The 10,578-nt window shown below is 62.8% G+C and carries 12 protein-coding genes; 4 read left to right on the top strand and 8 right to left on the bottom strand.

Features of this window, described 5'->3' with window-relative positions:
- Nucleotides 1–180: 180 nt before the first annotated feature.
- From IP65_RS21385 to IP65_RS13950, 3 genes are read left to right on the top strand one after another with little or no spacing between them, the layout of a single operon-like run.
- Nucleotides 181–321, top strand: coding sequence for a hypothetical protein (locus IP65_RS21385; RefSeq protein ID WP_022677842.1), 141 nt, complete (start codon nucleotides 181–183; stop codon nucleotides 319–321).
- 32 nt (nucleotides 322–353) lie between these two features.
- On the top strand, nucleotides 354–776 hold the full coding sequence (gene trxC / locus IP65_RS13955) for a thioredoxin TrxC (RefSeq protein WP_022677841.1): 423 nt from the start codon (nucleotides 354–356) through the stop codon (nucleotides 774–776).
- Nucleotides 773–1,387, top strand: coding sequence for a class I SAM-dependent methyltransferase (locus IP65_RS13950; RefSeq protein ID WP_231627720.1), 615 nt, complete (start codon nucleotides 773–775; stop codon nucleotides 1,385–1,387). Before trxC ends, IP65_RS13950 begins: the two co-directional genes overlap by 4 nt.
- Here the strand turns inward: IP65_RS13950 and IP65_RS13945 are convergent.
- From IP65_RS13945 to IP65_RS13930, 5 genes are all read right to left on the bottom strand, one after another.
- The gene (locus tag IP65_RS13945) at nucleotides 1,384–1,965 is read right to left on the bottom strand and encodes an isoprenylcysteine carboxylmethyltransferase family protein (protein WP_028658267.1); all 582 of its coding nucleotides are present in this window, start codon (nucleotides 1,963–1,965) and stop codon (nucleotides 1,384–1,386) included. The two genes, IP65_RS13950 and IP65_RS13945, sit on opposite strands and share 4 nt — an antisense overlap.
- Before the next feature lie 24 nt (nucleotides 1,966–1,989).
- Complete coding sequence (locus IP65_RS13940; RefSeq protein WP_028658266.1) at nucleotides 1,990–2,466, bottom strand: DsrE family protein; 477 nt, start codon at nucleotides 2,464–2,466, stop codon at nucleotides 1,990–1,992.
- A gap of 87 nt (nucleotides 2,467–2,553) precedes the next feature.
- On the bottom strand, nucleotides 2,554–2,664 hold the full coding sequence (gene cydX, locus IP65_RS20905; RefSeq protein WP_022677837.1) for a cytochrome bd-I oxidase subunit CydX: 111 nt from the start codon (nucleotides 2,662–2,664) through the stop codon (nucleotides 2,554–2,556).
- Nucleotides 2,665–2,675: 11 nt separating this feature from the next.
- The gene (cydB, locus tag IP65_RS13935; protein ID WP_022677836.1) at nucleotides 2,676–3,824 is read right to left on the bottom strand and encodes a cytochrome d ubiquinol oxidase subunit II; all 1,149 of its coding nucleotides are present in this window, start codon (nucleotides 3,822–3,824) and stop codon (nucleotides 2,676–2,678) included.
- A gap of 11 nt (nucleotides 3,825–3,835) precedes the next feature.
- Complete coding sequence (locus tag IP65_RS13930) at nucleotides 3,836–5,398, bottom strand: cytochrome ubiquinol oxidase subunit I (RefSeq protein WP_054132113.1); 1,563 nt, start codon at nucleotides 5,396–5,398, stop codon at nucleotides 3,836–3,838.
- Between the two features lie 118 nt (nucleotides 5,399–5,516).
- Between IP65_RS13930 and IP65_RS13925 the strand changes: the two genes are divergently transcribed.
- On the top strand, nucleotides 5,517–5,795 hold the full coding sequence (locus IP65_RS13925) for a hypothetical protein (protein ID WP_054132112.1): 279 nt from the start codon (nucleotides 5,517–5,519) through the stop codon (nucleotides 5,793–5,795).
- A gap of 193 nt (nucleotides 5,796–5,988) precedes the next feature.
- Here IP65_RS13925 and IP65_RS13920 read toward each other — a convergent pair whose 3' ends face one another.
- The 3 genes from IP65_RS13920 to IP65_RS13910 are packed head-to-tail and all read right to left on the bottom strand — an operon-like array spanning nucleotide 5,989 to nucleotide 10,411.
- Nucleotides 5,989–6,321, bottom strand: a complete 333-nt coding sequence (locus IP65_RS13920) for a helix-turn-helix transcriptional regulator (protein ID WP_054132111.1) — start codon at nucleotides 6,319–6,321, stop codon at nucleotides 5,989–5,991.
- Complete coding sequence (locus IP65_RS13915) at nucleotides 6,318–9,518, bottom strand: efflux RND transporter permease subunit (RefSeq protein ID WP_054132110.1); 3,201 nt, start codon at nucleotides 9,516–9,518, stop codon at nucleotides 6,318–6,320. Before IP65_RS13915 ends, IP65_RS13920 begins: the two co-directional genes overlap by 4 nt.
- Nucleotides 9,515–10,411: an efflux RND transporter periplasmic adaptor subunit gene (locus IP65_RS13910; RefSeq protein WP_231627719.1), complete on the bottom strand. Its 897-nt coding sequence runs from the start codon at nucleotides 10,409–10,411 to the stop codon at nucleotides 9,515–9,517. The genes IP65_RS13915 and IP65_RS13910 overlap by 4 nt, the downstream gene beginning before the upstream one ends.
- Nucleotides 10,412–10,578 lie beyond the last annotated feature (167 nt).

The following is a 10,578-nucleotide window of genomic DNA, read 5'->3' as shown; positions in this document are numbered from 1 at the left end:
TTGCGATTCCGCCGCAGGAAGTGGCCCCGATCGAGACCTTTCTGCAATCGCTGACCGATCAGCGGTTTCTGGCCAATCCCGACTTCGCCTTGCCGAAATCGGCATGCGGCAAGGCGCTTTGACGCAGCATCGGCCGCGCCGTTGCGGGCCTTATCGGCCGGTTTGCCATCCTGCGCCGAAATGCACGGTCACCGCGAAGCGCAGCACATTGGCGGTACGGTGCTGGGCATATGGGCCTCGCGCCGACTGTCGGGGGCCAACGGCATGCTCAACACTATCTTCGCCTCTGGCATTGTGGTGGTCGCGCTCTACATGCTGTAGCGTAGCTAGACCGCACTTTCGGGAGGACAGGCATGAGCGAGATCGTGATTTGCCCGCATTGCGGCGGCGCCAACCGCGTGGCACGCGAAAGGCTCAGCGATGGACCCAACTGTGGCAAATGCCATATGGCTCTGTTCACCCGCTACCCCCTGCCTGTTAACGCCGCCAGCTTTGCTGCGCATGTGGGCAAGGGAACGCTGCCCGTGTTGGTCGATTTCTGGGCGCCATGGTGTGGCCCATGCCGCGCGATGGCCCCGGCGTTTGAACAGGCCGCCGGGATGCTGGAGCCCACCATGCGCCTGCTGAAGGTCGATACCGAGGCCGAACAAGCATTGGGCGCGGCGCACCGCATCCAGTCGATCCCCACCCTGATGCTGCTGGCGGGCGGGCGTGAGGTGAAACGGATTTCGGGCGCCATGGATGCGCGCCGCATCGTGGAATGGGCTCGCGGATGATGGATCACGCAAGTCACTGGAACGGCCGCTTCGCCGGGAAAGATTACTTGTTCGGCACAGAGCCCAACGTGTTCCTGACGCAGCAGGCCGCGCGCCTGCCTGCAATGGGCAACGTGCTGTGCGTGGCCGATGGAGAGGGGCGCAATGGCGTCTGGTTGGCAGCCCAAGGCCATCACGTCACCAGCATCGACATTGCCGAGGCGGGCCTCGCCAAAGCGCGCAAGCTGGCGCAGGAACGAGGGGTATCGCTCGGCCTGCAACAGGCCGATCTTGCCGCATGGGACTGGCCCGAAGACGGCTTCGACGCAGTGGTGGCGATCTTCATCCAGTTCGCTGACCCGGCCCTGCGCGCCCGGATCTTTGCCGGAATGCAGCGGGCAACCCGTCCCGGCGGCCTGATCCTGCTGCAAGGCTATCGGCCCGAACAGATCGCCTATGACACGGGCGGACCAAGCTTGCCTGACAATCTCTACAACGAGGACATGCTGCGCGAAGCCTTCGCCGGATGGGACATCAAGCATCTGGCCGTCCATGACAGCGTCATCGAGGAAGGTCCGGGACACAGCGGCATGTCGGCGCTCATCGATCTCGTGGCGCGTAAACCGGCCTAAAACAGGCTCGGGAAAAAGCGCGGCGTGATCGCGCGGTAGCGGCTGTAAGCTTCGCCATAGCGCGCCAACAGGCGGCGCTCTTCAAAATGGCTGCCCACAGCCAGATATAGACTGGCCCAAATCGCCGTGGCCAAGGCAAGTTCGTGATCCACTCTGCCCCACAGCAGCAGCAAGGCGGCGGTATAGAGCGGATGACGCATATGGCGATGCAGGCCAGCGACCGCCAGATCCTGCGCGGCATCCTCCTCGCCGCGCAGTTGTGCCCAACCGACAAATGGCCCCAGACGATAGGCCCGCAAAGCAAACAGACCCAGCACCAACCCGCAGACAACCATTCCCCAGCGCAAACTGGTCAGCCACAATGGCTGGGCAAAGGGTTGATTGCCCTGTGCCAACCATCGGCCCAGCCCCAAGACCACCACGATCTGCACGAAAGCCAGCGCATTGTAGGCGAGTCTATGCCCCCGCCCGAACAGACGACCCATACCATGCGAAGGCCCAGCCCCCGCCGTCAGGCTGTGGCATAGGGCAAAACCCGCCCAAGCACCCGCATACAGGATGTGATCTGCAAGGGTCATGACAGCTCAAGGATTCATGACCGCTCATGGATGGAGATAGACATAGCCCTTGCCCTGCAAACGCGCGATTTCAGCAACCCCGCTGGGAACGACATCATCAGGCTTCACACCATAAAGGTCCGCAGGGGTCAGCTTCATCCCCTGCATCGTATTGTTGCAGACCAGGAAGCGCACGCCCTTGGCCCGCAGCTCATCGACGGCTTTGGCAAGCTCGGCATCCTCCTTGGCCATCACGAAAAGCTTTACCCCGGCTGCAAAGTTGACAACACGGATTTCAACTTTGCCGTCCGTGGCGGCAATATGCGCGCCGATATGGCGCAACAGGCGGTTGAAATAGGCTTTGTCATCCGGCCAACCACCATCGTTCTGGTAGACCACCTTTTGAAAGACATAATAGGGCTGTTCCGCGACAGCATGCCGCCCCTTGGCGAAAGTGAGGGCTGGAAAGGCCAATCCTGCTGCGACCAAGGCCAAGGAACAGATCCTGGAAATTGCGCTCATCCCGCACCTCCTTCCAATTCCAAACCAAAGCGGCGCCGACGGGAAGGGTCGGCGCCGCTGTGTCCTGACCTGCTTAACCGTGAAGGTTCAGACCGCAGGATCCTCGTCTATCGGCGAATTGAATTCGTGCCACAGCCCGTTGATGATGCCAAAGCCCACCGCAAGGCCCAAACCCAGCACCCATGTAAAATACCACATGGAAGTTCCTTTCAGTAAAAGTCGGGGTTGGTCTGGACATCACGCAGAGTGATCCGCCCGCCCAGCATCTTCATCACCCAGGCCGTATAGCCCAGCACCATCGGCAGGAAGATCACCGTCACAATCAGCATGATGAACAAAGTCATATGGCTGGACGAGGCATTCCAAACGGTCAGGCTGGAGCGCGGGTCAATCGAGGACGGCAGGATGAAGGGAAACATCGACAGGCCCACCGTGGCGATGATGCCGGTAGTGGCCAGCGCGGTGCCGATGAGGTTCAGCGCACCGGATCGTTTGACGATACCCACCAGTGCAACCAATGGCCCGAGCAGCCCCAAGACCGGCGCCAGCACCATCCACGGATGCCCGCTGTAATTGGCCAACCATCCACCGGGCGCAGCGACGCTGGCCGACATCAGCGGGTTTGACGGGCCTTGGGTATTAACAGCCCCCGTCAGCGCCAGCCCCATGCCGCCTTTGGCCACCATCACCCCGCCGATCAGGAACAGTGCGATGCTGGCCAGCGCCGCGATACGGGCGATGGCGCGGGTGCGGGTCAGCACAACCCCCTCCTCGATCTTCACCGCCAGCCAGCCCGCACCATGCAGCGCCAGCATCGCCACCGAGAGCAGCCCGGTGAGCAGCGTAAAGGGCGTGAACAGACCAAGCAGCGTGCCCTCATAGGTCATGCGCAGATCGCTATCGAAGCGGAAGGGCGCGCCAACCAGCACATTTCCCACCGCCACACCGAATACCAACGCCGGCACGAAACCGCCCACGAACAGGGCCCAATCCCAGCGGTTGCGCCATGCGGCATCGGCATGCTTCGAACGATACTTGAACGCCACCGGCCGCAGGATCAGCGCCGCCAGAACGAGAAACATCGCAAGGTAGAAGCCGGAAAAGCTCACCGCATAGACGAACGGCCATGCCGCAAAAATCGCGCCGCCACCAAGGATGAACCACACCTGATGGCCCTCCCAGTGCGGGGCGATGGCGTTGATGACCAGCCGGCGTTCTTGATCGGTACGCGCGACGAAGGGCAGCAAAGCCCCAACGCCAAGGTCATAGCCATCGGTCAGCGCAAAGCCGATCAGCAGCACGCCCAAAAGCGCCCACCAGATTACCCGCAGCGTTTCATAATCGAGAGGGATATGCATATCCTGTCCCCTTATTCGGCGGGTAGCGGGGCAAAGCCCTGCGCCTGCGCGGTAAGCTCGTGGTGCTCGATCGGCCCCTTGCGGATCGCGGCGATCATCAGGCGGATCTCGATCACGGCCAGCGTGCCATACAGCGCGGTGAAGCCGAAAATCGTCGCCCACACCTGCGGCACGGTCAGCGAGGAGGCACCAAGGAAGGTGGGCAGCACGCCGTCCACCGCCCAGGGCTGACGCCCGATTTCGGCCAGCACCCAGCCCGATTCTATCGCGATCCACGGCAGCGGGATCATCACCACCGCCAGTTTTAGGAACCAGCGCTTTGAGAACTGGCAGGCCGAGGCGCAATAGAAGGCCATGCCGAAGAAGGCGATAAAGCCAAAGCCCAATGCCGCCATCCCCCGGAACAGGAAGAACATCACCGGCACATTGGGCACAGTGTCCCACGCCGCTTTCAGGATCAGCTGGTCATCCGCCTTGCGCGGATCGGCGACATAGCGTTTGAGCAGCATGGCGTAACCGATGTCACGCTTATGCGCCTCAAAGGCAGCGCGGGCAGGCCCATCGGCGCGGTCAACCTTCAGCTTTTCCACCGCATCATAGGCGATGATGCCGCTGTGGATGCGCTCGTCTGCGCGCAGCACCAGTTCCTCGATCCCGTCGATCTTGCCGGTCAGGCTACGCGTGCCAATGATGCCCATGACATAGGGCAACTTGATCGCGCCATGCGTGGTGCGCGCCGCCACATCGGGCAAGCCCACCAGCGTGATGGCGGCCGGGGCCGCTTCGGTTTCCCACATGGCTTCAATCGAGGCCAGTTTCATCTTCTGGTTGTCGGTCAGCGCATAACCGCTTTCATCACCCAGCACGACCACCGACAGCGCCGAGGCCAACCCGAAGGCCGAGGCCACCATCATCGAACGGCGAGCAATATTGGTGTATTTGCCACGCAGCAGATAAAGCGCCGAAACACCCATCACGAAGGTCGCCGCGCAGACATAGCCCGCGCTGACGGTGTGCACGAATTTGGCCTGCGCCACCGGATTGAACAGCACCGCCGAAAAATCGGTCACTTCCATCCGCATGGTTTCGGGGTTGAACGTGGCGCCGACCGGGTTCTGCATCCAGCCATTGGCAATCAGGATCCACAGCGCCGAAAGGTTGGTGCCCAGCGCGACCAGAAAGGTGACCATCAAGTGCTGTACCCGGCCCAGGCGATCCCAGCCGAAGAACATCACGCCGACCATGGTCGCTTCGAGGAAGAAGGCCATCAGCCCTTCAATCGCCAGCGGGGCACCGAAAATATCCCCAACGTAGTGAGCGTAATAGGCCCAGTTGGTGCCGAACTCGAACTCCATGGTCAGGCCCGTTGCCACGCCCAACACGAAGTTGATGCCAAACAGCTTGCCCCAGAACCGCGTGATCACCCGCCAGATTGGGCGCTTGGTGATCACATAGATGCTCTCCATGATGACCAGCATGAAAGAGAGGCCGAGCGTCAAAGGCACGAAAAGAAAATGGTACATGGCTGTCAGTGCAAACTGCAGCCGGGATAACTCAACAACCGCCATATCCATCGGACATGCCCCCCTTGGTAAGGCTGCGCATTCCGCACAACACCGGCAATGGCAGGCGACACATACGCGTAGACTCGCTTGCTAATTGCAGATATTTCTAATATTATTGAATTATAATATGGTCAAGTCCCTTTCCCTCGCTCGCTCCGTCCAGGGCGCCCGCTACGGCGAGCGGATGCTGGGCCACCGCGCCGCACCGTTTGCGCGGGCTGATCTGCGCATGGAGCTATTGGCCCACATCGCCAAGCCCACACTGGCGGGGCCACTGCCTTTGCGCCGCGACGAGATGGCTGCCTGCTTGGGCCGCGATGTCGATCTGCTGGAAGCGTACCCGATGGATTGGATCAATGGCTGGGCGATGGGGCGCAGCTGTCTCGCGGGCAAAGACGGCGCGTAGCCTTTGCGCGGGCTTTGCTGGCCGGGCACCCATGGCTGGTGCTGCATCAACCGAGCGAAGGACGGACGCGCCAACCGAAAGCCGCCTTGTGCAAAGGCTTGGCGCGTAGCTGGATGAGACAGGGACGGGGCTAATCTTGATCAGCTACCGCCTAGCCTTGGCCAATCAGACGATCAGTCTTTAACCGAAACCTTCAGCAGGCCTTGGCGTGCATACCAACAGCGCCCGCATCGCATAGCGCGCACATGGCGTGGATCACACCCGAAACGACGGGATCGCTCAGGCTGTACCAGCGTACCTGCGCGTCGATGCGCACATTCACCGCACCTTCGGCGCGCAACATGGCCAGGTGCTGCGAAACGGCGGACTGCGAAAGGCCCGTCATCGCCACCAGCTCGCTCACGCTGACCTCACCTTCGTCCATGCGGCACAGCATCAACAGGCGCTCGGGATGACTCATGAGCTTGAGCCGCGCCGCCATATGCGTAGCGTTCGATTTCAATTCGGAAAGGTCAGTGGGCTTCATAGTGCCCCTCCAGATAAGGCAATCCCGTCATCCCGCAAGACCACGTAGATGGCGGGAATGACCAGAAGGGTGAGCAACGTGGAGGAAGCCAGCCCGAACAGCAGAGAAATGGCCAGCCCCTGAAAGATCGGATCGGTGAGGATCACACTTGCGCCGATCATGGCGGCAGCGGCGGTCAGCGCGATGGGTTTGACGCGAATACGCCCGGCCTCGATCAACACATCGCGCAGCGATTTGCCGGGCGTGGCGGTATGGCGGATGAAATCGACCAACAGGATCGAGTTGCGCACGATGATCCCGGCCAGCGCGATGAAGCCAATCATGCTGGTGGCGGTAAACGGCGCGCCAAACAGCATATGGCCCAAGACAATGCCGATCAGCGTCAGCGGCACGGGCGTGAGAATCACCAGCGGCAGTTTGAAGCTGCCAAACTGCCCCACCACCAGCACATAGATCGCCAGCAGCGCCACCATGAAGGCTCCGCCCATGTCGCGGAAGGTGACCCAGGTGATCTCCCATTCGCCATCCCACAGGATCGATGTGTGGCTTTCGTCGTCGGGCTGGCCGTGCATCAGGATAGTCGGTTTCGTTAGCCCATGGCCCACCCAGTCATAGGCCTCCACTGCCTTGTCCACCGCCAGCAGGCCATAGATCGGTGCCTCGTAGCGGCCCGCCATGTCGGCCATCACCATGGTGGCGCCCCGCCCGTCGCGGCGGAAGATCGCCTGCCCGCCAGATTGGGCCTTGGCATCAACCAGTTCACCAAGGCTGAGCAACTGCCCTGCGGGCGTGACCGCCACAGGCGTCGCCGCCAGCGCGCCCGACCAACTCCGCTGCGATTGATCGAGGCCGATCTCCACCGGCAGCGGTTCACGATCGGCGCCGCGCGGCACGTAGGCGAGGGTTTGCCGCCCCATCAGCGCACCGATGCTGTCGAGCACCTGGCTCTCTGCCAAGCCATAGTGATCCAGCTTGTCGCGATCAGGCACCAGTCGCAGCGTTGGGCGAGCCACGCCGAATGAGTTGTCGGTATCGACGATGAAGGGCACGGACTTGAAAATCTGTTCGAGCACCAGCGCGGTTTTCTGCCGTGTCGCCTCGTCAGGTCCGTAGACCTCTGCCAGCAAGGTCGCCAGCACCGGCGGCCCCGGCGGCGTTTCCACCACCTTGATCACACCACCGGCAGGCAGTGCCAGCGCCCGCAACCGTTCACGTAGATCAACGGCAATGGCATGGCTCGACCGGCTGCGATCGCCTTTAGCGGCGAGGCTGACCATGACATCGCCCTGATTGGGCTGGCTGCGCAGGAAATAATGGCGCACGAGGCCATTGAAGTTGAACGGCGCCGCCGTACCTGCATAGGCTTCCATCGCGCTCACTTCGGGGATCTGGCGCGCAATGGCGCTGGCCTGCTCCAGAATGCGCGAGGTTTCCTCCAGCGAAGTGCCTTCGGGCATATCAGCCACCAGTTGCACTTCGCTCTTGTTGTCGAAGGGCAAGAGCTTGACCGTCACGGCCTTGAAATAGAACATCGAGCAGGCCACCAAAGTGGCAACGCCAACGCCGATCAGAAAGCGCTTGGCGCTGGCCCGCGTGGCGATCACGCGCTTGGCATAGCGGGCATAGAGCGCGCCGAGCTTGCCGCCATCCTCGCCCGCATGGCCATGGGCGAGCGCACCCCGCGCAAAGCGGATCATCAGCCAGGGCGCGATCACCACCGCAACAAAGAAGCTGAACACCATCGCCGCCGAGGCATTGATCGGGATCGGCGCCATGTAAGGCCCCATCAACCCCGAGACGAACAGCATCGGCAGCAAGGCGGCCACCACCGTCAAGGTCGCGATAATCGTGGGATTGCCCACCTCGGCCACGGCCTCGATAGCGGCCTGCTGGCGACTGCGACCATCGTTCATGCCCCAGTGCCGGGCGATGTTCTCGATCATCACGATGGCGTCATCGACCAGAATGCCGATCGAAAAGATGAGCGCGAACAGCGATACGCGATTGATCGAGAAGCCCATGATCCGCGAGGCGAACATGGTGAGCATGATGGTGGTGGGAATGACAATCGCCGTCACCCCCGCCTCGCGCCAACCGATGGCGAAGCCGATCAGGATGACGATGGACACTGTCGCCAAAGCCAGATGGAAGATCAGTTCATTGGCCTTGTCATTCGCCGTTTCGCCATAGTCGCGCGTGACATTGACCGAAACGCTGGCCGGGATCAGCCCGCCCTTCAACGCCTCGACCCGCGCCACTACACCTTGAGAAACAGTGACGGCATTGGCCCCGTTGCGCTTGGCAATGGCGATGGAGACAGCAGGCGCTTGTCGCCATCCGCTGCCATCCTTGCTCCAGCGCCAGCTGCGCGCCTGATCCTGCGCGCCGCCTTGCTCAACCTGCGCAACATCGCCCAGAAGCACCGGCGCGCCGCTTGCAGAGCGCACTGTCAGCCGGCGCACCTCATCCACACTGGCGAAAGGCGCGCCTGCGCTCACGGCCAGCGCTGCCCCACCCTCGCGGACCGAGCCGGCGGGGAAGCTGCGGCCACCCTGACGGATGACATCAATGACGCTAGAGAGCGGCACACGCGCCGCCGCCAGCCTTGCCGGATCGGGGACAACGCGGATCGCCTCGCGCTGTCCCCCGGTGATGAAGGTCAAGCCCACATCGTCCACCTTGGCCACTTCCGTGCGCAGCTTGCTAGCCAGCGTGTAAAGGCTGCGTTCGTCCCAGCCCGGTCCTTTGGGGGTGAGCGTCAAGACCACGATGGGCACGTCGCTGATGCCGCGCACGGTGATCTGCGGGGGCTGGACGCCGGCAGGGATCTTGTCGATGTTCGCCTTGATCTTCTCGTCCACACGGGTGGCGGCCGCTTCAGGGTCTTGGCCCACATTGAACCGGGCCGTCACCATCACGCCATTGTCTTGCGCCTGGGTGTAGACATGCTCGACGCCGTCGATGCTCTTGACGATCTGCTCGAGCGGCTTGCCTGCCAGTTCTACGCTGTCCGCCGCCGAAAGGCCGGGCGCAGCAACGCGAATGTCGACCATCGGCACCTTGATCTGCGGCTCTTCCTCGCGCGGAATGGTAATCGTGGCGATCAGCCCGACAAGGATCGCCGCCAGCAGGAACAGTGGCGTCAGGGGCGAGGCAATGGTGGCACGCGTGATGCGCCCGGAAATGCCCAGATTCATGAGGCGCCTCCCACGAGCACGTCGCCGGCATTGACGCCCGAGAGGATTTCGACACTCTTGGCATCTGCGGCGGGCGATGTCTGCACGGGCACTTGCATTACCCCGCCAGATTTTGTCGCAACCTGCACATAGTCGAGACCGTAGCGCGTGACGATGAAAGCGCGGGGCACGATGATCCCGCGATGGATTCCAGCCGCCAACTGCGCCGCCATGCGCCGCCCGATCAGGCTCGAATCCAGCCCGGCCATGGCGACATCCGCACTGACCTGCCCAGCGGTCACCGCCGGATAGATGCGCGTCACGCTACCCTCGCCGCTCATCCCATCGACGCGCACCCGCGCGCCCGGTTTCACCTTGGCCGCCAGGCCTTCTGGCAGATCGAGCCGCAGCACCACCGGGCCGGAGGTGACCACCGCCACCACCATCCCTGGCACCACCGGCGATCCGGCCGGCACATCCGCGCGCAACACGCGGCCGTTGGCTGGCGCGACCACCGCACCATTGCCCGCCATCGCGCGAATGCTGGCCTGCTGGGCATGGGCGGCCCGTGTCTGGGCCGCGGCGGCGCTGGCGCTTGCCTCGGCCTGCTCCAGACGCGCCTTGGCATAGACGCCATTGGCGGCCAGGAACTTCACGCGATCCAGCTCGGCCTTGGCCTGTGCGGCCTGCGCCTGTGCGGCGGCAGCTTGGGCGCCATAAGCGGCGGATTGATAGGTGAGCTGACTGTCGGCAATCCGGCCGATGACCTGGCCCTGCCGCACCATATCGCCGGCGCGCACAGACAGGCTGGTCAGCAGGCCGGGAATGCGCGCCAGCACTTGCGCCTGATCCTGGCTGGTCACCTCGGCAGACACGCTTTGCCAGTCGGGCGTATCGCTGGCAGTTACGGTCAAGCGTGGCCCGTTCGCCGACACTCCCGCGTCAGGCACAGGTTTGTCCTGCCCACAGCCCTGAAGTGTTGCCGCCATGAGCGCAACACCCAAGGCCCCGACCGTCAAACCCCGGCCCTGCATGCCTTTCACCCCCCAGTGGCTTCTAACCATTGTCATCTCCCGTACCC

Source organism: Novosphingobium sp. AAP1, assembly GCF_001295765.1.
Classification (GTDB): Bacteria; Pseudomonadota; Alphaproteobacteria; order Sphingomonadales; family Sphingomonadaceae; genus Novosphingobium; species Novosphingobium capsulatum.
Note: the sequence above shows the minus strand (reverse complement) of the source record. Positions and strands in the feature narration are given on the sequence as shown.

Coding starts and splice junctions, on each gene's coding strand:
- IP65_RS13945 (WP_028658267.1), bottom strand. CDS start 1,965: ATGACCCTTGCAGATCACATCCTGTATGCGGGTGCTTGGGCGGGTTTT.
- IP65_RS13930 (WP_054132113.1), bottom strand. CDS start 5,398: ATGGATATGGCGGTTGTTGAGTTATCCCGGCTGCAGTTTGCACTGACA.
- IP65_RS13915 (WP_054132110.1), bottom strand. CDS start 9,518: ATGAATCTGGGCATTTCCGGGCGCATCACGCGTGCCACCATTGCCTCG.
- IP65_RS13920 (WP_054132111.1), bottom strand. CDS start 6,321: ATGAAGCCCACTGACCTTTCCGAATTGAAATCGAACGCTACGCATATG.
- IP65_RS13940 (WP_028658266.1), bottom strand. CDS start 2,466: ATGAGCGCAATTTCCAGGATCTGTTCCTTGGCCTTGGTCGCAGCAGGA.
- IP65_RS13950 (WP_231627720.1), top strand. CDS start 773: ATGATGGATCACGCAAGTCACTGGAACGGCCGCTTCGCCGGGAAAGAT.
- cydX (WP_022677837.1), bottom strand. CDS start 2,664: ATGTGGTATTTTACATGGGTGCTGGGTTTGGGCCTTGCGGTGGGCTTT.
- trxC (WP_022677841.1), top strand. CDS start 354: ATGAGCGAGATCGTGATTTGCCCGCATTGCGGCGGCGCCAACCGCGTG.
- IP65_RS21385 (WP_022677842.1), top strand. CDS start 181: ATGCACGGTCACCGCGAAGCGCAGCACATTGGCGGTACGGTGCTGGGC.
- IP65_RS13925 (WP_054132112.1), top strand. CDS start 5,517: ATGGTCAAGTCCCTTTCCCTCGCTCGCTCCGTCCAGGGCGCCCGCTAC.
- cydB (WP_022677836.1), bottom strand. CDS start 3,824: ATGCATATCCCTCTCGATTATGAAACGCTGCGGGTAATCTGGTGGGCG.